The organism is Nocardia colli (assembly GCF_008704205.1).
GTDB classification, from domain to species: Bacteria; Actinomycetota; Actinomycetes; order Mycobacteriales; family Mycobacteriaceae; genus Nocardia; species Nocardia colli.
The window spans coordinates 46,399-67,449 of sequence record NZ_VXLC01000003.1 but is presented as its reverse complement, the minus strand read 5'-3'; the positions used below and the strand labels follow the sequence as shown (position 1 = coordinate 67,449).

General features: G+C 66.2%; 23 protein-coding genes. 13 read left to right on the top strand and 10 right to left on the bottom strand.

What is annotated here, in order from left to right; genetic code table 11:
* Positions 1-65: 65 nt before the first annotated feature.
* Positions 66-677 carry a TetR/AcrR family transcriptional regulator gene (locus tag F3087_RS07350; RefSeq protein WP_150401094.1) on the bottom strand — a complete coding sequence of 204 codons (612 nt, stop codon included), beginning with the start codon at positions 675-677 and terminating at the stop codon, positions 66-68.
* A gap of 111 nt (positions 678-788) precedes the next feature.
* Here F3087_RS07350 and F3087_RS07345 point away from each other — a divergent pair, with 111 nt between their 5' ends.
* Genes F3087_RS07345 through paaK form a run of 8 tightly spaced genes read left to right on the top strand, consistent with a single transcriptional unit; the run spans position 789 to position 7,390 of the window.
* Complete coding sequence (locus F3087_RS07345) at positions 789-1,508, top strand: enoyl-CoA hydratase/isomerase family protein (RefSeq protein WP_150401093.1); 720 nt, start codon at positions 789-791, stop codon at positions 1,506-1,508.
* Positions 1,505-2,284: an enoyl-CoA hydratase/isomerase family protein gene (locus tag F3087_RS07340; protein ID WP_150401092.1), complete on the top strand. Its 780-nt coding sequence runs from the start codon at positions 1,505-1,507 to the stop codon at positions 2,282-2,284. The genes F3087_RS07345 and F3087_RS07340 overlap by 4 nt, the downstream gene beginning before the upstream one ends.
* 22 nt (positions 2,285-2,306) lie before the next feature.
* Positions 2,307-3,257, top strand: coding sequence for a 1,2-phenylacetyl-CoA epoxidase subunit PaaA (gene paaA, locus F3087_RS07335; protein WP_150401091.1), 951 nt, complete (start codon positions 2,307-2,309; stop codon positions 3,255-3,257).
* Entirely contained in the window at positions 3,254-3,556 is a 303-nt protein-coding gene (paaB, locus tag F3087_RS07330) for a 1,2-phenylacetyl-CoA epoxidase subunit PaaB (protein ID WP_396897537.1), read from the top strand. The genes paaA and paaB overlap by 4 nt, the downstream gene beginning before the upstream one ends.
* An 11-nt stretch (positions 3,557-3,567) precedes the next feature.
* Positions 3,568-4,491, top strand: coding sequence for a 1,2-phenylacetyl-CoA epoxidase subunit PaaC (paaC, locus tag F3087_RS07325; protein ID WP_150401090.1), 924 nt, complete (start codon positions 3,568-3,570; stop codon positions 4,489-4,491).
* Complete coding sequence (paaD, locus tag F3087_RS07320; RefSeq protein WP_223884900.1) at positions 4,488-4,994, top strand: 1,2-phenylacetyl-CoA epoxidase subunit PaaD; 507 nt, start codon at positions 4,488-4,490, stop codon at positions 4,992-4,994. Before paaC ends, paaD begins: the two co-directional genes overlap by 4 nt.
* A 2-nt stretch (positions 4,995-4,996) precedes the next feature.
* Positions 4,997-6,067, top strand: a complete 1,071-nt coding sequence (paaE, locus tag F3087_RS07315; RefSeq protein ID WP_150401089.1) for a 1,2-phenylacetyl-CoA epoxidase subunit PaaE — start codon at positions 4,997-4,999, stop codon at positions 6,065-6,067.
* A 15-nt stretch (positions 6,068-6,082) separates the two neighbouring features.
* Positions 6,083-7,390, top strand: coding sequence for a phenylacetate--CoA ligase PaaK (gene paaK, locus F3087_RS07310; RefSeq protein ID WP_150401088.1), 1,308 nt, complete (start codon positions 6,083-6,085; stop codon positions 7,388-7,390).
* A gap of 9 nt (positions 7,391-7,399) precedes the next feature.
* Here the strand turns inward: paaK and F3087_RS07305 are convergent, their stop codons facing one another.
* Complete coding sequence (locus F3087_RS07305; protein ID WP_191093830.1) at positions 7,400-7,840, bottom strand: nuclear transport factor 2 family protein; 441 nt, start codon at positions 7,838-7,840, stop codon at positions 7,400-7,402.
* Between the two features lie 67 nt (positions 7,841-7,907).
* On the opposite strand from F3087_RS07305, the gene F3087_RS07300 reads away from it, so the two are divergent.
* A complete protein-coding gene (locus F3087_RS07300) occupies positions 7,908-8,444 on the top strand; it encodes a hypothetical protein (protein WP_150401086.1) in 537 nt (178 codons plus the stop codon).
* A gap of 9 nt (positions 8,445-8,453) precedes the next feature.
* Here the strand turns inward: F3087_RS07300 and F3087_RS07295 are convergent, their stop codons facing one another.
* From F3087_RS07295 to F3087_RS07275, 5 genes are all read right to left on the bottom strand, one after another.
* Positions 8,454-9,110, bottom strand: coding sequence for a TetR/AcrR family transcriptional regulator C-terminal domain-containing protein (locus F3087_RS07295; RefSeq protein WP_223884899.1), 657 nt, complete (start codon positions 9,108-9,110; stop codon positions 8,454-8,456).
* A gap of 16 nt (positions 9,111-9,126) precedes the next feature.
* On the bottom strand, positions 9,127-10,569 hold the full coding sequence (locus tag F3087_RS07290) for an FAD-dependent monooxygenase (RefSeq protein WP_150401085.1): 1,443 nt from the start codon (positions 10,567-10,569) through the stop codon (positions 9,127-9,129).
* Positions 10,570-10,653: 84 nt separating this feature from the next.
* Positions 10,654-10,881 carry a hypothetical protein gene (locus F3087_RS07285; RefSeq protein ID WP_150401084.1) on the bottom strand — a complete coding sequence of 76 codons (228 nt, stop codon included), beginning with the start codon at positions 10,879-10,881 and terminating at the stop codon, positions 10,654-10,656.
* Positions 10,882-10,999: 118 nt separating this feature from the next.
* Entirely contained in the window at positions 11,000-11,677 is a 678-nt protein-coding gene (locus tag F3087_RS07280) for an alpha/beta hydrolase (RefSeq protein WP_191093829.1), read from the bottom strand.
* A 417-nt stretch (positions 11,678-12,094) separates the two neighbouring features.
* Positions 12,095-12,901: an alpha/beta fold hydrolase gene (locus F3087_RS07275; RefSeq protein WP_150401082.1), complete on the bottom strand. Its 807-nt coding sequence runs from the start codon at positions 12,899-12,901 to the stop codon at positions 12,095-12,097.
* 75 nt (positions 12,902-12,976) lie between these two features.
* On the opposite strand from F3087_RS07275, the gene F3087_RS07270 reads away from it, so the two are divergent.
* Positions 12,977-13,414 (top strand): MarR family winged helix-turn-helix transcriptional regulator, encoded by a 438-nt coding sequence (locus tag F3087_RS07270; RefSeq protein WP_150401081.1) that lies wholly within the window; start codon positions 12,977-12,979, stop codon positions 13,412-13,414.
* 214 nt (positions 13,415-13,628) lie between these two features.
* Here the strand turns inward: F3087_RS07270 and F3087_RS07265 are convergent, their stop codons facing one another.
* Positions 13,629-13,997: a hypothetical protein gene (locus F3087_RS07265; RefSeq protein ID WP_150401080.1), complete on the bottom strand. Its 369-nt coding sequence runs from the start codon at positions 13,995-13,997 to the stop codon at positions 13,629-13,631.
* Positions 13,998-14,290: 293 nt separating this feature from the next.
* On the opposite strand from F3087_RS07265, the gene F3087_RS07260 reads away from it, so the two are divergent.
* Complete coding sequence (locus F3087_RS07260) at positions 14,291-15,262, top strand: ABC transporter substrate-binding protein (RefSeq protein WP_150401079.1); 972 nt, start codon at positions 14,291-14,293, stop codon at positions 15,260-15,262.
* On the opposite strand, the gene F3087_RS07255 is transcribed toward F3087_RS07260, so the two are convergent.
* Together F3087_RS07255 and F3087_RS07250 are read right to left on the bottom strand one after the other, a co-directional pair.
* Complete coding sequence (locus F3087_RS07255) at positions 15,257-16,999, bottom strand: ABC transporter ATP-binding protein (protein WP_150401078.1); 1,743 nt, start codon at positions 16,997-16,999, stop codon at positions 15,257-15,259. The genes F3087_RS07260 and F3087_RS07255 overlap by 6 nt on opposite strands.
* Complete coding sequence (locus F3087_RS07250; RefSeq protein ID WP_223884898.1) at positions 16,996-18,795, bottom strand: ABC transporter ATP-binding protein; 1,800 nt, start codon at positions 18,793-18,795, stop codon at positions 16,996-16,998. The genes F3087_RS07255 and F3087_RS07250 overlap by 4 nt, the downstream gene beginning before the upstream one ends.
* 114 nt (positions 18,796-18,909) lie before the next feature.
* Between F3087_RS07250 and F3087_RS07245 the strand changes: the two genes are divergently transcribed.
* Positions 18,910-19,554 (top strand): MerR family transcriptional regulator, encoded by a 645-nt coding sequence (locus F3087_RS07245; protein WP_191093828.1) that lies wholly within the window; start codon positions 18,910-18,912, stop codon positions 19,552-19,554.
* Positions 19,555-19,715: 161 nt separating this feature from the next.
* The gene (locus tag F3087_RS07240; RefSeq protein WP_150401076.1) at positions 19,716-21,050 is read left to right on the top strand and encodes a matrixin family metalloprotease; all 1,335 of its coding nucleotides are present in this window, start codon (positions 19,716-19,718) and stop codon (positions 21,048-21,050) included.
* The last annotated feature ends 1 nt before the right edge of the window (position 21,051 follow it).

Genomic DNA, 21,051 nt, shown 5'->3' with positions numbered 1-21,051 from the left:
ATCCCCTCGGACAGCGAGCCTTGTCAAGCAAAACGAACTCCGGGGACGCCCCGCCGGGATGTCGCTCAGGCGCGGCGCAGACCGTCGAACACGAGCGCCACGACAGCATCGGCGAGATCCGTCGCGGACCCGCCCGCGCGCGGCCGGTACCACTCGACGAGCGAGTTGACCGTGCCGAAGACGAGCCGCGCGGTGAGCGCCGGATCGATCCCCGGCCGCAGATCCCCCTCGGCCGCGGCCTCGATCACCAGCCCGCTGACGAAATCGTCGAACTCCCGCCGCCTGGCCAGCGCGCGCCGTTCCACCGGGGTGTTCCCGCGCACTCGCAGCAACAGCGTGACGTACGGCAATTCGGCACACAGGATCTCGACGCTGCGCCGGACCAGGTACTCGAGCCGGTCGATGTACGGTCCGGTAACCGCCCGCTCCTCCGTCGTGACCGCGAACAGCGCGTTGAGCGCCCGGTTCAGCGCGAGTTCGAGCAGCTCGGACTTGCCCGACACGTGGTGATAGATGGACGACTTGGTGATGCCGAGCCCGCGCGCCAGCGCGTCCATGCTGGTGCCGTCGTAGCCCTTGTCGTTGAACACCTTCACCGCGACGGCCAGAAGCGAATCCAGGTCATATCCCGGACGCCCGGGCAGCCCGGTCCGGCGCGTCACGCGTGCGTTCGTCATGCCTCACATCCTCCCAGTTCCCGAAATCTGCCAGCGCAATGCACCGATCAACCCTTGCCAACCTACCGAATGTTCGGTTATTAATGAAGGACACAACGGGTGAGGAGCACTGTGCGTAGCGTCGCCGTCACCGAACTGCCGGACCGGTTCGTGGTCACCCTCGACCGGCCCGCCCAGCGAAATGCCATCAATGCGCGGATGATCGGCGCATTGCACGACGTCTGCGCGACCATCGAGCGAAACCCCAAGCTGCTGTTGCTCACCGGCCGCGGCGACGACTTCGCGGCCGGCGCCGACATCGACGAGCTGCGGATGCGCACCCGCGACGACGCGCTCACCGGCATCAACCGGAACCTGTTCGATCGCGTCGCGAAACTACCGCTCCCCACGGTGGCGGCGGTCAACGGCTACGCGCTCGGCGGCGGCGCGGAACTCGCCTACGCGTGCGATCTCCGAATCGCCACTCCGACAGCGGTATTCGGCAACCCGGAACCGGGACTCGGCATCATGGCCGCCGCCGGCGCCAGCTACCGCTTGCCGTCGCTGGTCGGCATGTCGATCGCGAAACAGATCCTGCTGGGCGGGCGCAACATCGACGCAGAGACCGCGCTGCGCACCGGCTTGATCCTGGACATCGCCGAAGACCATGTCGCGGCGGCGCATCAGCTCCTCGATCGCATCGCCCGCCAGTCGCGCCTCGCACTGCGGTTGACCAAGACGGTCGTCGACGCACCCGGCTCGCACCCGTGGGCCGACGACATCGCGCAAGCCGTGCTGTTCGACACCGAGGACAAACACCAACGGATGACCGCCTTTCTGGAGAAACGATGACAGTTCGCCTGAAGACCGCGCACGGACTCGCCACCATCACCCTGGCCAGGCCGTCGGCGCACAACGCACTCGACAACCCGACGAAGCTGGCGTTCTTCGAGGCGGTGACCGCGACCGCCGAGAATCCGGACGTGCGCGCGGTATTGATCACCGCCGAGGGCCGGAACTTCTGTGTCGGCCAGGATCTGGGCGAGCACGCCGTGGCGCTGGAGACCGATCCGACCACCGCGATGGACACCGTCAGTGAGCACTACAACCCGCTCATTCGGGCGCTGAAATCGCTGGAAGTCCCGATTGTCGCAGCGATTCCGGGCGCCTGCGTCGGCGCCGGATTCGGCATCGCACTGGCCGCCGACCTCCGGGTCGCCGGAACCCGGACGACGTTTGCGACAGCGTTCACCGGCATCGCCCTGGCCAGCGACTCCGGCCTGAGCTACGCGCTCGTCGAGGCCCTTGGCAGCAGCCGGGCCACCGGGCTGATGCTGCTGGGCGACCGCGTGACCGCCGAGCAGGCACTCGATTGGGGACTGGTTCATCGCGTGGTCGCGGATGACGAATTGCTCGAGACCGCAACGGATCTCGCCGAACAACTCGCAACAGGTCCGACAGCGGCCTACCGCCGGGTGAAGTCGCTCGTCGCCGCGTCGGCGTCCGGACTGTCCGCCGCCTTGGACCGCGAACTCGCCGCGCAACAGCACCTGGGCCGCACCGCCGACCATCAGGCGGCCGTAAAAGCCTTCCTGGCCAAGGAGAAACCGGCTTTCACCGGCACCTAGGCAGATTCGGCAAGGAGACCACATGCCCACCGCACACACTTCCGAAATGGGCCCGCTACAGACCCTTTTCGACGAGACGATCGCCAACGAGCAGCGCATCGAACCCCGGGACTGGATGCCCGACGGTTACCGCCGCTCACTGATCCGCCAGATCGCTCAGCACGCGCACTCCGAGATCATCGGGATGCAGCCCGAAGGGAATTGGCTCACGCGCGCACCGTCATTGCGGCGCAAGGCGATTCTCATGGCCAAGGTGCAGGACGAGGCGGGCCACGGTCTCTATCTGTACTCCGCGGCCGAAACCCTCGGCGCCGATCGCGGCGATCTGACCGTCCAGCTCATCGAGGGCAAACAGAAGTACTCCTCGATCTTCAACTACCCGACGCTCACATACGCCGATGTCGGAACCATCGGCTGGCTGGTCGACGGCGCCGCGATTTGCAACCAGGTTCCTTTGTGCCGCAGCTCTTTCGGACCGTATGCCCGCGCGATGATCCGCGTGTGCAAAGAGGAGTCGTTCCATCAACGCCAGGGTTACGAGCTGCTCATGACGATGATGCGCGGCACCGACGAGCAGCGCGCGATGGTGCAGGAGTCGGTGAACCGATGGTGGTGGCCCGCACTGATGATGTTCGGTCCGCCCGACGACGAGTCGCCGAACACCGAGCAGTCGATGAAGTGGGGCATCAAGCGGCACACGAACGACGAACTGCGCCAACGGTTCGTCGACATGTCCGTGCCACAGGCAGAGGCGTTGGGCGTGACGTTCCCCGATCCGGAACTGAAGTGGTGTCCACGGCGCGAGGCACACGACTTCGGCGAGCCGGACTGGGCCGAGTTCATGGCGGTGCTCAAAGGCAACGGCGCGTGCAACGTCGAGCGCATCGCCAATCGCCGCGCGGCCCACGAGGACGGCGCCTGGGTACGCGAGGCCGCGACGGCATTTGCGGCCCGCGAGAAGGCCGCATCGTGACCGAACCCGCTGCGGTGAAGGCCGATTGGCCTCTGTACGAGGTATTTCTTCGCGGCAAGCGCGGCCTCAACCACGTACACGTCGGGTCACTGCACGCCGCCGACGACCAGATGGCCTTGCGGCACGCGCGCGACGTCTACACCCGCCGCAACGAAGGCGTCAGCATCTGGGTGGTCCGGTCTGCCTCGATCATCGCGTCGAGCCCCGCGGAGAAGGATCCGTTCTTCGCGCCCAGCGGCGACAAGGTGTATCGGCACCCGACGTTCTACGAGATCCCCGACGACGTGCCACACATGTGAGGCGGGCGCAGATGAACGAAGCATCGCGGAGCGACAACGCCTACGAAGGCCTGGTCGACGCGGACTCCCACGGGCAGTGGGCATTCGGGACCAGTTTCGACGATCCGCTGGCCGGTGTGGATACCACAGTGCCCGACGATGTCGATCTCCCCGCACTCGCCGCGTACTGCCTCATGCTGGGTGACGACGCACTGATCAGTGCCCAGCGGATCGCTCAATGGTCAACGCGTGCACCGGAACTCGAAGAAGAGGTCGCGCTGGCGAACGTCGGTCTCGACCTGCTCGGGCAGGCGCGTCTGTTGCTTGCCCGCGCCGCCGCGGCCGATGGTTCGGTGGTGCCGTTCATTTCCAGCACCTCGCCGGCACCCGCCGAAGACGCGCTGGCATTCTTCCGGCCGGAGAACGAGTTTCGCAACGCCCGTCTGTGCGAACTCGACAACGGCGATTTCGCCAAGTCGATGATCCGGTTGTTGATCTTCTCGACCTGGCGCCTCGCGATCTTCGACCGGCTCCGCACCTCTCGCGATCCGGTACTGGCCGCCGTCGCACACAAGGGCGTCAAGGAGCTGACTTACCACCGCGACTACGCGGCGCGGTGGACGGTCACTCTCGGTTGCGGCACAACCGAATCCGCGCGACGCGCAAGCGAGGCACTGGCGCGCGTATGGCCCTATACCGACGAACTGTTCGTCCCCACCGATGAAGAGATCACCCTGTCGAAGGTCGCGGTCGGCGTCGATCCCCGGGACGTCCGTGCGGAATTCGACGCGGTGCTCGACCAAGTCCTGCATGCCGCCGAACTGACGCCCCCGAGCGGCAAGGCCGGCACCGTCGGCGGACGCGCGGGCCGGCACGGCATCCACACCGAGGCGATGGGCGCGTTGCTCGCCGACCTGCAGAGCGTCGCCCGCGCGCACCCGGAGGGACTCTGGTGAGCACCGAGGAATTCCGCGCCCGCGCCGTTGCCGCGTCGGTGACCGACCCGGAGATGCCGCCCTTGACCCTCGACGATCTCGGGGTGCTGCGGGAGGTGACGGTATCCGCCGACGGCAGTGTGCTCGTCATCATCACTCCGACGTACTCGGGCTGTCCTGCCATGGCCACCATGCGCGACGATCTCGAACACAAGCTCCTCGAACATGGATATGACCACGTACACATCAGAACTCGCCTGTCGCCCGCATGGAGCTCGGACTGGATCTCCACGGAGGGTCGTCGAAAGCTCAGCGCAGCAGGCTATTCCGTGCCAGGTCCGGCCCCGCAGCGCACAGCGGGACCTGTCCCGCTGACCCTCACGCCGAGGCCACGCACCATCAACTGCCCACAATGCGGATCACCGAACACGGTCCTGCACTCCGAATTCGGCGCAACACTGTGCAAAGCCCAGTACCGCTGCTCGGACTGCCTGGAACCGTTCGATCACGTGAAGGAGATCTGAGCATGACCTCCCCGCGAACCAAGCCCTTCCACCCGCTGACCGTCGCCGAGGTCGAACCACTCTGCGACGACGCGGTCGCCATCCGCTTCACGGTGCCCGACCGGCTGGCCGACGAATTCGCCTTCCGCCCAGGCCAATCGCTCATGCTGCGGCGCACGGTCGACGGCGTCGAGCATCGCCGCTCCTACTCGATCTGCGCGCCGGCCGGCGCACCGCCGCGGGTCGGCGTTCGCGAGGTGCCCGACGGCGTGTTCTCGTCCTGGCTGGTCCATCAGGTCGAGGCGGGCGACACCATCGACGTGCAGGGACCGACCGGAACATTCACCGCCGACCCGGCGCAGGGCGGCAGGCATGTCCTGATCGCGGCGGGTTCCGGTATCACCCCGATGCTCTCGATCGCCGGGTCGATGCTCGCCAATCCGAAGGCGGAAGTCGTTCTGCTGTACGGCAATCGGCGCACCCGCTCGGTGATGTTCGCCGAGGAGATCGCCGATCTCAAGGATCGATTCGGCCCGCGTCTCGACCTCATCCACGTACTGTCACGGGAACCGCGTGAAGTGAAGTTGTTCAGTGGCAGATTGGACGCGCAGCGCCTGCGCGCGATCCTCGGCAGTGTCGTGCCGACCGACGACATCGACCACTTCTGGCTGTGCGGCCCGTACGGCATGATCACCGACGCGCAGGAAGTGCTCGCCGCACTCGGCGTCGGCAAGCGCCGAATCCACCACGAACTGTTCTACGTCGACGACATCCCGCCGCCGCCGGTGATCCATCGCGAACCCGGAATGACCGGTCCGACAAGCGAAGTCACCATCGCGCTCGACGGTCGCTCGGTGACCGGCGCGCTCCCCCGGGACCAGCCGCTGCTCGATTCGGGCGCGCGGTTGCGGTCGGATCTCCCGTTCGCCTGCAAGGGCGGCGTCTGCGGCACCTGCCGCGCCAAGATCACCCGCGGCGACGTCGACATGCGTCGCAATTACGCACTCGAGGAATCCGAAGTCGCCGCCGGCTTCGTGCTCACCTGCCAGACCTATCCCCTCAGCGACACCCTGACCGTCGATTTCGACGGCTGAACCTGGAGTTCCGCGATGACCGGCGTCCTGCCCACTCCCACCGACACCCCCGATATCGAATTCGCCACGCGCGACCGCATTTCGGCGCTGCAACTCGAACGATTGCGCTGGTCCCTGGAGCACGCCTACGCCAATGTGCCGCACTACCGGAAGGCATTCGACGACGCCGGAGTCCACCCGAGCGACGTGCATGAACTCGGCGATCTGGCGAAATTCCCATTCACGACCAAGAAGGAGCTGCGCGAGAACTACCCGTTCGGGATGTTCGCGGTGCCGCAGCATCAGATCGCGCGGATCCACGCGTCCTCGGGCACCACCGGGTGGCCGACGGTGGTCGGCTACACCGCGAACGACATCGGCAATTGGGCGGAACTGGTCGCGCGCAGCCTGCGTGCGGGCGGGGTCAAGCCGACCGACAAGGTGCACGTCGCCTACGGATACGGTCTCTTCACCGGCGGGCTCGGGGCGCACTATGGCGCGGAACGGCTGGGCTGCACGGTGATTCCGATGTCCGGCGGCATGACCGATCGCCAGATCCAGCTCATCACCGACTTCGCGCCGGACGCCATCCTGGTCACCCCGTCCTACATGCTCACCATCGCCGACGCGATGATCGCCAAGGGGCTCGACCCCGCCGAAACGTCGCTGCGCGTCGGTGTATTCGGCGCCGAACCATGGACCGAACAGATGCGGCGGGAAATCGAGCAGACGCTCGACATGGACGCCGTCGACATCTACGGGCTCTCCGAGGTCATGGGCCCCGGCGTCGCCATGGAATGCGTGGAAACCAAGGACGGCCCGCACATTTGGGAGGACCACTTCTATCCGGAGATCATCGATCCGGAGACCGGCGAAGTGCTGCCCGACGGCGCGGAGGGCGAATTGGTGTTCACCTCACTGTCGAAGGAAGCGACACCGATCATTCGTTATCGCACGCGCGACCTGACCCGGCTACTCCCCGGAACCGCCCGCACGATGCGTCGAATGCAGAAGGTCACCGGCCGGACCGACGACATGATCATCCTGCGCGGCGTCAACCTGTTCCCCACCCAGATCGAAGAACTCATCCTGGCCGTCCCCGCCTTGGCCCCGCAGTTCTTGTGCGTACTCGAACGCACCGGCCGAATGGACACCCTCACCATCCGAGTCGAAGCCCGCCCCGGAGTTCTCGACGATCAACGCTGGACCTCCTCCGCGACCCTGCGCGAATCGATCAAGAACCGCATCGGCATCACCGTCGCCGTCGATGTAGTCCCGCCCGCTACCCTCGAACGCTCGATCGGCAAGGCGCGCAGGCTGATCGACAACCGCCCTCGGACCTGACGTCCTGCACTATGGATTCAGGTGATGAGAGGTGTCGCCGACCTGGTCCAGCGAGATTCGCCGCCGGGCGAACCGCCACTGGCCCTCGACCCGGACAAAACTATCTTCGTAACTGGCACAGGCGATCACCTGCAACGGAAAATCCTCGGTCGACTGCGACACCAGGATCGCGGAGGTGGCTTGCGCCCAATCGGACCCGATCGGCGTGCAGGCGAAGTTGGTGACCAGATGCCGGGTCTTCGGCGTTCCGGTGTCGGGATAGATCCGGACGGCTCGCCGGAACACCGCGGTCACGACGGCGGAATTCGATCGGATCGGCTGATCGGCGCTCGGCATGGTGAGCTCCGCGTCGGCGAATAGTTCGCCGACCTGGTCGAAGTCGCCCGCATCGACGGCGGCGGCATAGCGCAGCACCAATGCATTGATCGCCTGAAAATCAGCGAAATCCAACGGAAACCTCCTCGGTCGCGCCGCCTTCGCTTGTCCTCGCGGCGTCGGTCCCACAATGCTGTCGGACATGAGTGTCCTTTATCGCTTGCTGTCACCGACGTCGCTCGGTGAATTCTCCATCGTCATGCGCGGCGAGGACGAGTTCGGCACCAGGTTCTTCGTACACGGCGAGGAGGTGACACCGACACCAGCGGGTATCGAGGTCGATGTCGACATCGACTTCCGGAAGTTCGAGAGGATCCGGCCGGACTACTTGCAGACGACCTGGGGCATTCCGCTGTTCTCGAAGAACTTCTTCGACAGCGCTCCTGCGCAGTTGCGCGACGACATCGAAACCATTCCGGCGGAGCTGCATTTGCGCGGTGGGCGCAGTACCTACCTCGCCGCGAGAACCACCAAGTACCTGCGACTGGTCGACGTCGACGCGTCGAAGTTCTCGAACATCCGCGGCATTCGGATCCTCACGAAACCTTCGTTCGATCCATCGGCCGGTGATTTCCTCGTCGCTCGCGACAGGGAGTTCACGCGCGTGTTCGTCGCATCGGAATCCCTGGTCACGGCGATCAAGGAGACGAATCTCCGCATGGAGTACTGGCCCTACTAGCAAGCCTGACTATCGGCCGGACTCGCGGGCAGCAGCGATGCGCGCGGGCAGGGTGGACAGGATGAGGTCGAGGCCGAAATCGAAGCGGTCGTCGAAGGCGTTGTCGCCCGCGAACTCGCCGGCTTGCGCGAGCGCGGGATAGGCGTCCGAGGCGACGAGGGCGGCCATCGCTTCGATGTCCGCTGACGGGTAGCCCTGCTGCTCTTGGACGATCCCGAGCACGAAATACACGATGGTCCAACAGGTCCAGGAGGCCTGCTTCGGTTCGAGTCCGCCGTCGAGCAGGGCCTGCACGATCGCGTCGGCGACGCGCAGGGTGGCCGGCTCCGAAGCGTAGGTGCCCGCGACGACGGCCGCGCCGTCTCGATGCGCCAGCAGCGACTGCCGGTAGCGGTGGGTGAGCACGCGGACCCGCTGGTCCCAGTCCGCCGGCAGATCCGTGGTCGCGGTGGCGCCCACGATGGCGTCGGCCATCAGCTCCTGTAACCGCGCCCTGGTCTTGGCGTGCCAGAGCACGGTGTTCATCCGGACGCCGAGGCGGTCGGCGATCGCCCGGATCGATACGGCGTCGTGGCCCTTCTCGTTCAGGATCACCAGTGCCGCCTCGACCACCGAGGACTGGGCCAGGCCCGCGCGAGCGGTGCGTACCGGTTGCTTGTTGGTCACTGACCCAGTCTAGAGCTCAGGCCGGGAGCGGCTCGAAACCAGCGGCGTCGAGCGCGGCGGGTAGGCCGGCGGCGTCCTCGCCCACCCAGGCCAAGTGTCCGTCAGGACGGACCAGGGCCGCCGCGACGCCCGCCCACGGTTGCCGATCACGTTCCGGAAGCGCCCTTGCGACAAGCGGATTCGCAGCAAGTGCGCCGGTGAAGTCGAGGATCAGATGGCCGCCACCGCGTAGCGCGGCGAATACCGACGAGCCGTCGGCGAGCGCGAAATCCGGTGCGCGAGTGCCGGTCAGCGGATGCGCTCCCGGCTCGGCCGGATACGCGACGGCGAGACCGGACATCTGTTCGGCCAGTGGGCGCGCGAATCCCGGTTGGGTGCCGACGAATTCGGAAAGCAACGCGCGCAATTGCCGGTTCTCTGGTGTGAAGGTGCTCATCAGCGCGGTCTGCGCCTGGGTGCTGCGCAGGAGCGCGGCGCCGACCGGGTGGCGTTCGCGGTGATAGCTGTCCAACAGCCCTTCGGGTGCGCGCCCGCGCACCGTGGCAGCCAGCTTCCAACCCAAATTCATCGCATCTTGGATGCCGACATTCATCCCGACGCCACCCGCGGGCATGTGTTGATGGGCGGCGTCGCCCGCGAGCAGCACACGCCCGGCGCGGTATCGCTCGGCCTGGCGCGACGCATTGCCGAAGTGGGACAACCAGACCGGGTCGTGCATTCCCCAGTCGGTTCCGGTGATCGCGATGGCGCGGCGGCGGACATCGTCGAGGGTGAGTTCGCCGGGCCGATCGGTGCGCACGTCCTCCGGGTTGAGCCCCACCAGCCGGTACAACCCGCCGGGCAGCGGGACACCCATGATCTGCCCCGCCTCGCTCCACTTGGCCGATACCGAACTCTCCGGCGGCGCAGCCAGTTTCACGTCGGCCAGCCAGCCGAAGACGGTGGCGGGTGTGCCCGGGTAGGCGATTCCGGCCGCCTGCCGGACCGTGCTGCGCACACCGTCGCAGCCCACGACCCAGTCGGCGGTGAGATCGGGCAGCCCTTCGAGGTGCACCACCACCCCGTCGTCCTGTTGGGTCAGGCCCGAAACCCGTTGCCCCCGCCGAATATCCGCACCGGCCGCACGGGCGCGGTCCTCGAACAGCTCCTCGGTGCGGGCCTGCGGCACCGCCAGCGTGAACTGATAGGGCGTATCGAGCAGCCCGAAATCCATCCGATTTTCCAGTAAACCGAAGTGCCCGCTCGGAATTCGCGTGCCCTCCGTCAGGAACGAGTCGAGCAATCCGCGCGAGGCAAGCAGTTCGATGGTCCGCGGATGGATGGTGAGCGCCTTCGAATTCGGATCGCGCTCCGCCCGCGCCTCCAACACCACCACGGACACATCCGCGAGCCGCAACTCCGCCGCGAGCCACAGCCCGACCGGACCCGCCCCGACGATGGCGACCTCGTAATCAGCCACAACTACCTCCTTGTTGGTCACTGACCAATAACACTAGGTCAGTGACCAACAACCGGCAAGAGCGTGCGTTCATCAGAAGCCGGTTCACCCGGCCTTCGACTGATCACCCACCTCGGGAAAGTTGTTGCGCAGACGATCCAGGCAGCGGCGGACCTCCCGCAGATCCCGTTCGAGCCGCCGCCCCTCCGTGGTCGAACGCGGGGTGCCGCGCAGGGTCGCGGTGGCCTGAATCGCCGAACTCAGGGTCGCGGCCTCGGCGCTGAGCAGTTCATAGAACACCCGCGCCTGCGCCAGGTCGGATTCGTCGTGCACGGGACACCTACCTCTACACGGGCCAGCCCGTGCATCGTTCGCCTTTTGTACACACAATTGTCACCCATGATTCATGGATGCGGAACGAATGGCGGCCGGAACCCGCAGTGGGCGTTGCTTAGCGGGTGCTGTCGACGCCCGCGGCAACCAACGCGTTGTGCAGGAGGAGAGTCTGACTCGGGGAAATCGTGGTGTCTTGGCTGCCGTGGAAGATCGCGAATGGCGGGTCGGTCGCTTGGATGTAGGTGATGGGGTTTGCCCGGGCGACGGCGGCGGGATCCTCGGCGAGTGACGTTGCGCTGGTGGGGCCGTTGACATACCTGGCTGTAGCGGCGAGCAGCGGTGCCATGGCCTGCTGGGTCTCGGGGTCGAATTCGGACTGGAGGCGGGACAGGTCCGAGGCGCCGAACTTGTCGATCACCGCTTGCACGTCACTGCTCTCGTCCAGGTCGGCGCCTACGTCGAAACGTTTGTCGCCGTTGGTGACTCCGGTCATCGCGGACAGGTGGCCGCCGGCCGAGTCGCCCCAGACGCCTACCGCGCCGGGATTGATGTCGTAGTCGGCGGCGTGGGCGCGCAGGTAGCGGATCGCGGCCTTCACATCGGAGACGCTGTCGACGTAGGTCGCGCCGTCGGGTTGGACCCGGTACTGAATGCTCGCTACCACGTATCCCGCCTCGGCGACGAACGTTCGCAACGCGAGGTTTCCGCCCTTGTCCGCCATCATGAAACCGCCGCCGGGGACGTAGACGACCAGTGGCTTCCGGCCGGCGGTCTGCGGGACCTGGATGTCCATGGCGAGTTGCTTGGTCTGTCCGCCGGGAAGCGGCACTGGGCGCGTAAGCCACGTCGGTATGAGCATCGATGGGTGTGCGTCCGCATTGAATCTGCGGAGCCGTGCCCGGGTTCAGGACAGTACTGGTGCTGGCGTCGACGGGCACGACGATCCGAGGAGTTGCCGCCTGGGCAACTGGTCCGCGGGCCGAATCCGGCGGAATCGGGCTACTCGGACAGTCGTTCGCGACCGGTGCCGGCGACGTGGCGTCACCGCACGCGGCAACGGACAGGGCGATCGTGAGAGCGGCGACGACCATGACAACGCTGTTTGTACCCACCTCGATGACGCTAGTTGGGCACTGGCGGTGCACGAATCCGTCAGATGACGTACGCCGGATTACGCAGTCGCTGTTCGATATCCGTGCGGGCAGGCGACTCAGGCAGCGGGCTTGCTGGTGGCGTGGGTGTCGGCGAAGTTCCAGATCAGCGGGATGAGTGCGGCGGGGGATTCGATCTGGGGGAGGTGGCCGGTGTTCGGCATGATGACTAGTTCGGCGCCGGGGATGGCGGCGGCGTAGGCGCGGCCGTTGTCCGGGTCGACGATGCGGTCGGCGTCGCCCCAGATGACGAGGGTGGGCAGGGTGATTTCGGGTAGGCGGGTGAGCAGGGCCGGGTCGGTCATCGAGCCGCCGTAGATCTGGAGGGTGGCGCGGTTTCCGGCCATCGCCTGCAAGACGGCGGGGCTGAGCTGGGTGGGGTCGATCCGGTAGGCGTCGGGGTCGGCGTAGCTGTAGTCCGCGATCTGGGCCAGGTCGAGGGCGAAGAAATCGATGACCGGGTGGTCGGGGACCTCGATGCCGACCGCGTCGACGAGGACCAGGCCGGAGACCCGATTCGGATGCAGGAGAGCGAGTTCGGCGGCGATCCAGCCGCCGACGGAGTTGCCGACGACGGTGACGCCGGTGAGGTCGAGGGTGTCCAGCAGCGCGGCGTAGAGGGCGGCGAGACCGCGGACGGTGGTGAGCAGTTCGGGGCGCTCGGTGCCGTCGAAACCGGGGTGGGTGGGGGTGTACACGTGAGCGTTCCGTTCGGCGGCGAGGCGGTCGGCGAAGCCGGTGACCGAAACGGAGCCGGCCCCGCCGTGCAGCAGCAGGATCGGGTGGCCCTCCCCTCGTTCGCTGATGCGGACCGCGATGGTGCCGAGTTCGGGCAGAGTCACGTCGACCGTGTGGGTTGTGCTCATGAAAACCTCCTGAGATCTATATCAGTAACCTTATACAAGGATATTGATATAAACAACCTGAGTTATGCTGACTTCATGACCTCGATCGGAGAAGTAGCCCTGTCGATCAAGCGAGTACAGCACCGCCACCACCGCGCCCTCACCGCCGAGCTCGCGGATCTCGGCGTCTCGCTGGTGCAGTGGGATACTCTGCGTCATCTCGATCGGCACCCCAACGCCTCGCTACATGATCTGGCGCAGTTGACCTTTCAGACGGACCAGTCGTTCGGGACGCTGGCCGCGAGGATGGTCGAGCGCGGACTCATCGAGCGGATACCAGGGCCCGGTCGCGCAGTCCGCCACCGCCTCACAGCCAAGGGCGAAGAGATCCGCGCCGAGGGTGCGCGCCGGGTGCACGGCGTGCAACATCGATCGTTCGCCGGCCTCTCCCCCGGACAGATCGACACCCTCGGCGATCTTCTCGATGTCATCCTGTCCACACCGCTCGAACACGAGCCCGACGCGACGATCTGACCCGTTCTGCCGTGTCGTCGTCAATTCCGTTGTGGCCCTGCATGAATCGGGCACTGTTCTCGGGGCAGATCGACAGGTCATTGCATCGAGAGGCACCCACGCCGCCGGCACATGGTGCGTACATTGGCGTGTTCGCATACGGCGACGGCGACAAGGACTGGGCAGCAGTCGCTTCGGTCGCGCGGCGGCGGGCCGGTCTACCGACGTAGCCGACTCACCAAGCGCCGATGAAGAATTCGAGCACAGCCAAGGCACTCGCGGCAAGCAGCGAGATTCCTGCCGATACCGCGAGCGTGCGAAATTGAGCGCGGCGCGCGTTGAGCTGAGCGAACCGAGCTGTGACGAAACCGCCTATGCCGCCGAGGATCGCAAGCACCAGCGCACCACCGAGGATCAGATAGAACACGCTGCCCAACGCGGCATCGCCGGCCCCGCCGAACCCGCGGGCGTAATCCTCCGCCATCGGCACCGGGAATCGGTAGACGATCGCAACCAGGGCCGCGGCCAACGGTGCCAGTACGACCGCGGCAACCGCTCCCAGGCCGGCCGTTCTCCAGACAAACGCGTTCTCGGTAGAGGACATAGTCCGAGCATATGGACCAGACTTGTCCCTGGTCACCGAGGAACTACGCGTGTCGGTGAGTAGAACTACCGCAGCCGACGGCGCAACGATGGCGCGCGGCGGCGTCGAGTTCACCTTGGTCGAGGCGGGCCGGTGATCCAGCGCCCTGAATCCGTTAGGTCGAAAGTTTCGTCACGCAGCGATCCCGTTTCGTAACAGCTGTCGGTGAGAACGACCGGACAACCGCGAGGTACCGCGCCGATCAAGCCGTTTCCGGTTGACATCAAGCCGACTTCAAAAACCACACTCACGAGATGCGAAGATTTGCCGTCATACCCACCCTCGCCGTGCTCTTGGCCGCGATAGCTTGCGGCACAGGACAACCGGCCCCGGTCGAGGGCCCCGTGGTGACGGTCGCCGGTGCCGACGGACCGGTCACCATCCCCGCCACCGACGAAAACATCTGGGCGCTCGATGATTCCACCGCCCTCCATCTCCTCGCCATCGGCGTCGTCGCCGAGCACGCGGCGCGCAATGTCTATCAAGGCGACCAGATCGTCACGGCGACCGAGCGAATACTGCGCGGAGCGGGCGTGGAATTGGCCGAGCCGACGCAGATCGAGCCGATCTCCGCCGCCGAACCGGCACTGATCATCGGCACCAACTTTCCCGGCCATCGCGACCTGCTGCCGAAGTTGACCCGGATCGCCCCGGTACTGCTCGTGGACGACAACAAACCATGGGACGAGCAGTTGAATGTCCTCGGCACCGCGACCGGCCACAGCGAACAGGCGTCTGCGCTCATCTCCCATCTGAACAACCGGATCGCCACCACCGCAACCGAATTGGCCGCCTCGAAACACAACGGCACAACGGTTTCCGTACTGTCCGGCTGCGGTGATCAAGTCTGCGCTTACGGCAGTGTCCGCACGTTCGGCACCATCCTCAGCACCCTCGGCTTCCACCGCCCCGCCCTGCAAATCGGTCCCGGCGGTGGCTGGGGTTACACCACGCTGTCCACCGAGCGTCTCGACAGCCAGTCCGCGCCGATCATCATCGCGCTGACCGGCACCGTGAATCGGGGCGCCGCACCGCTATTGACCAATCCGATCCTCGACACCACCGGATCGATCACCGGCTCAGTCGATTTCGGTGCGTGGTACGGCTCAGGCGCACTGAGTGTCGTGTGGATCCTGCACGATCTCGAAGCCCTGTTGCTCGGCCGAGGAGCCCCCGCAACAGCTGCGGAGGCTCCCGCCCTCTGGGCCGAGGTCACCGGTTCATGACGTACTCGCAATGCGCCAGTGCCGTGCCCGTTCGTACTGTCCGCTGATCCGCGCGAACGCCCCTCCCGTGACCAATAGCTCTGCGGGCGTTCCGGTTTCGATCACACGTCCGCCGTCGAGCGAGACGACACGGTCCGCCGCGGCCAGCGTGGCGGGCCGGTGCGCGATCACGATCACCGTGCGATCGGGATCGTCGGCGAGGTTGGCGATGGCCTGCGTGATCGCGGCCTCGTTCTCGGGATCGAGCGCCGAGCTGGCCTCGTCTACGAGGACGATGCGCGCCCGCTTGAGGATCGCGCGCGCGATCGCGACCCGCTGACGTTCACCGCCCGACAGCTGGGCACCCGCTTCGCCCACGCGGGTCCGCCAGCCTTCGGGCAGGCGTTCGATCATGTCGTCGATCCGCGCCGCACGAGCCGCCTCCGCCAGTTCGTCCCAGGTCGCGTCCGGCCGGGCTAGGCGCAGGTTGTCCTCGATGGTGTCATCGAACAGGTAGACATCCTGGAAGACGATCGCGATCTCATCGAGCAGCACGCTCGGATCCACGTCGCGAACGTCCACCCCACCGATGCGCACCTGTCCCGCTTCGACGTCGAAGAACCTTGCGATGAGCCGGGTCACCGTCGTCTTACCGGAGCCGGACGGGCCGACCAGCGCGGTGGTCGTGCCCGGTCGGCACCGGAACGAAACACCTTGCAACGCAGTGGAATCGCCACCCGGATAGGTGAAGCTCACGTCCACGAGCTCGACGTGGGGAGCGGCGATCTCACGCACCGGCTCGACCGGCACCGGGAGCACCGGAGTAGCCAGGAACTCCTCGATCCGCGCGATCTTGTTCGTCATCGCGCGCAAGGCCCCGATCAGCTCGACGAGGTTGCCCAGCGGCTCCAGGAACCGGGCCGCCAGCACCAGCAACGCGATCGCCTCGGCCACTTCGATCTGCTTGCTCAGCACTAGTTCGGCGGCGAGCGCGAGCACCGCGACGAAACCACCTGCGACCACTCCGCTGTAGACGAAGAACGGTTGCCGCGCGCGACGCATGCCGTCGCGGTAGGTCTCGCGGTGGTCGACGAGCGCGGCGTGCATCCGCGGCGTGCCATCGGCGTACCCCGCGGCACGCAAGACCGGCTGCGCCTGACCGAGTTCGATCGCCCGGCCCGCGACCCCGACCGCCGCCCGCTCCAACTCGATCTCGGCGAATTCGGCGATCCGTGCGGCCCGTCGCAGCGCCCAGTACGCGCCAATCGCGATGGCGCACAACAGCAATGCCATCCGCCAGTCGACCACGAACGTCACGGCAACGATCGTCGCGGGCAACAGCGTCGAGGTGATCGCGGGTCCGGCGATGGTCACGGCCAGGTGCGCGGCGTCGCCGACATCCGCGGTCACCCCGCGCGCCAGCCGGGCCTTGTGCTCGGCGGTGAACCACCCGAGCGGCAGCCTGCTCACGTGGCGCATCAACTTCCGCCGCAGTTGCGCCGCGAGCGCGCCCGCCGCCGCGAAGCCGACGGGGGTCGCGATGATGCTCAGCACCGCGTACAACACCGCGCCGATCGCGCCGAGCACCAGCCACGGCGTGGCCGCGGCGAGATCGGGCTCGGGTCGCACGACCGCGTGCAGGATCGGGACGAGCAAGCCGAGCAGCAGACCTTGCAGAACGGCCTGTGCCGCGGTCAAAAACCATAGCTGGGCAAGGAGTTTCGGCTCCGGCCACAGTCGGTACAACCGGCGGATCATGCGAGGACCCCTTCCTGTGCGGCCCACATCCGGGCGTAGAGACCATTGCGGGCGAGCAACTGGTCGTGGTCGCCTTGCTCGACCAGACGCCCGTGGTCGAGCACGAGGATCTGGTCCGCGCCAGCGATGGTGTGCAGGCGATGCGCGATCACGATGACCGTCTTGCCGACCGCCAAGGTGGCCAGCGCGTTCTGCACCGCCGCCTCGCTGTCGGGATCGAGGGCGGCGGTGGCCTCGTCCAGCACGACGATCGGCGCACCGGACAGGATCGCCCGCGCGATGGTCAACCGTTGGCGCTCACCGCCGGACAGACCGCCGCCGCCCGCGTCGAGCAGCGTGTCGTACCCGTCGGGCAGACGCTCGATCACGTCGTGGATGTGCGCGGCGACGGCCGCCTGCCGGACCTCCGCATCGCTCGCGCCGGGGCGGCCGATGCGGATGTTCTCCGCCACGCTGTCCCGAAGGAGCGCAACGTCCTGGAATACCAACGACATCGAGGCCAGCAATTCCCGCGACGGAATCGAGCGAACGTCCACACCGCCGATCCGGATCGCCCCGTCCGACACGTCGTAGAAGCGCGGCAGCAGGCTGGCCAGGGTCGTCTTGCCGGCACCCGACGGCCCGACGATCGCGGTCACGCGCCCCGGCGGACAGACTGCGCTGACCTGCTCGAGCGCGTTGGTCACTCCGCCATAAGAAAACGACACCCGGTCGAACTCGACGCCGTGACCACGCGGCGATTCCGGTCGTTCCGGCTCGGGCAACGGCGAACGGGCAAGCAGCCGTTCGATATTCGCCGCACCCATCCTTCCCTTACGCACGCCCTGCGCCGCGGTCAACGCCGGAATGATCGAGTTCGGCAGCCCGATCGCGACCACCAGGAACGCCACCAGATCCGCGGCCCCGAGCGAACCATGGCCGACGAACGCCAGCCCGGCCGCCGTCACGACGGCGAGCACCGCCATCTCCGAGCCGAACAGCCGCGAGGCCGCCGAGCTGTAGCGCACCTCGGCGACCCATGCCGCGAACGCGTTGGTGTGCTCGTCCACGGCATCGTCGTAGCGGCGCAGCACGCGTCCGCCGGTGCCGAACGTCTTGACCACCTGGATTCCGTCGGCGTACTCGACACTGGCAATGCTGATCCGCGCGTCGGCCGCGATCAACCGGTTTATGTGGAATGTCATGGACCGCATCGAGATTCGGTAGCAGATCGCCATCGCGGCGAGCACGCCCAGCGCGATCAGCGCCATCCGGACGTCGACGAGAAGCAGGTAGCCCGCCGCGACGACCATCACCGTGACCGCCCCGGTCAGCTGGCCCAACGCGTGCGCGATGACCTCGTGCATCTCTTCCAGATCGCCCGTCATCGCCCGCTTGACCCGTCCCGATCCCGCGGCGCGGAACCAGCCCAGTGGCAGCGAGCCGAGGCGGCGCACGATCCGCACGCGCAGGTCGTGCAGTATCGCCGCGTCCGCGAAATGCCCTACGCGCGAGGACTGTACGAGCAGCAGCAGCCATACCGCGGCGCCGGCGGCACCGACGCCGACCCAGGTCCAGACGGTCCTGGCCGCCCCCGTGGGGTCGTCGAGCATGACCCGTGCGATCTCGGCGACGGCGATGTAGGGCACGATTCCGGCCGCCGCGGAGATCGACGACAAGATGCCGCAGACGATCAGATACCGCCGGACCGGCGCCAGCAGTCGAGCCAGCGCACCGGCATTCGCGAGTCCGGTCGACTGATCGAAGTTCCCGTAGGACTCCGATCCCCCGGCCGTTGGTGTCTCCATTGACGTCATGTCTGTAGTTCCTCCACGGGAATGTCGTTACCGCCGATCCCCAGCCACGCCTCCTACCAGCACGACTGAGGTATACCTAACTCCACGTAGATCTTGTGACTTGAAGCCGACTTCATGTCAAATAGACCCATGGGTGAACCCTTCGGCGTCTCGATCGGCCAGGCGGCCGCCCTCTACGACCTCGCCCCGTCGACGCTGCGCTGGTGGGAGTCGCAACAGGTACTGCCGGAGCCACCGCGGGTCGGCGGCCGGCGGGTCTACACCGAAACCGAACTCCGCCGCATCGGCCTCGCCTACCTGTGCTGCGTCACCGGCACAATGCCACTCGAACAGGCCTCGGTGGTAACCGCCGGAAGCCGGAACAGGCTCTGGCAGAAGACTGTTGAACACCAGGCCGAGCTGATCGAAGAGAAGATCAAACAGCTGCAAAGCGCCCGCGACTACCTGATCCACCTGTCACAATGCCCAGACGACGACATCATCGAGCAGTGCCCGAACCTCGACGACGAGCTGATGCGCCACACACCACGCGGCCGCGTCCCGGCCCCGAGCTTCGTCGCAGCAGCACAAACCCTCCCCCGTCCCCCGACGGACGATCGAGCGCGTGATGAAATCGAAGTCCCGCGTGACGAAACCACCCACCCACCGAGCAGCTGCGCAGTCTGCGCCAAACCCTTGACCCAACCGCCCCAAGGCCGCCCCCGCAAGTACTGCTCCCGCGCCTGCCAGCAACGGCGCTATCGACATGCCGCCAAATAACGTCACTATAACGACGAAACATCCACAGCCCAGCCCTGATTCAGCAAACTAACAAAAGTTCCAGACCAGACTTAAAAGCGTATTTTCAACAGTTAAGGCCTTGCTTACATCGGGTGCTTATTCGATGTTTCAGCAGTACAGTCGCCGGTGCCGATCAGCGAGTGGCGGAGCTCGCTTTTCATACACACGGAGGTCTCCACGTTATGCCGACTGTTGCCGGACGTCGCAACTATCACGGGAAGCATCGAGCCGCGAAGTCGCCGATGAATGGCACACCCCGACTATTCGCCGCGCTGGTTGCCGGCACCCTACTCACTCCCGTCGGGCTCGGCCTGACGACCACCGCCACGGCATCGGCCGCAGCTCCGAGCTTCGGCTTCCGGGCGAAGGTTCAGGGCTACGACTCGGACGGCCGGGCGATCATTCACTACAACAATAAGATCAAAGACGCCGGCATCGAGAACGCGGTCAAACACTTGAACTCGACACCGGGCCTGAATTTCGTGTTGAAACCCGGAACGGGCAACGGCGCGATCAACATCAGCAACGAACGTTTCGAAGGCGGCGTGGCCGGCCTCGGCGGATGGGATAACGGCGGCCCGTTCGTCAAACTCGATCCGAAGAATCAGAACTTCGATCGGGACGACCGGACCGAGATCGCCGCGCACGAACTGCTGCACTCCATCGGCCTCGATCACAATGACAGCGGATGCAGCATCATGGCCAGCTCGGTCAATCGCTGCAACAGCGGTCCGACTCCGTTGAGCAAGAATGAAATCGGCCAGCTGAACAGCATGTATCAGCGCGGAAAGGCGGATCCGAACAAGCCGACGGGCACAAAACCCGACAGCACGACGCAGCCAGGTGGCCCGAAAGATCCGGGCACGCGACCGAACCCACAGAAGCCTCGGCCCGGCCAGGACTCCGGAGACGATTCGCAAAGCGGGCCAGGACAAGACAGCGGCGACGATGAGCAAAGCCAGCCGGGGCAGGACTCCGGAGACGACTGGCAGAGTCAGCTGGGAGACGACTCCAGCGACAGTTCACCAAGCGATCCCAATGACGAATTCGATTGGCTCGGCGGCGACTCGTCCGAAGACGACGGCATGTTCAGCGAGGACGGCGGCAACCCGTTCGGTGACGGCGACGGGTTCGACTGGTCCGGCGACAACCGCACCGACGACTCCGGCGACCTATTCGGCGGCGACGTCAGCGACCCATCCAGCAGCGGCGACGGCTTCGACTGGCTCGGCGACAGCGGAAACGACCCATTCGGCGACACAAACCCCTTCGGCGACGACATGTTCGGCGACAGCAACCAATTCGGCGGCGACACCGGCGACCTGTTCAACACCGGCGACTTGTTCACCAGCGGCGGCGGCAACGAAGATTTCAACTGGTTCGGCAAATCCGGCACCAACCAATCCAACACCGACGACATATTCAACAACCTCACCAGCGTAGGCGGCGGATTCGACAGCGGCACCCTGTTCTAAC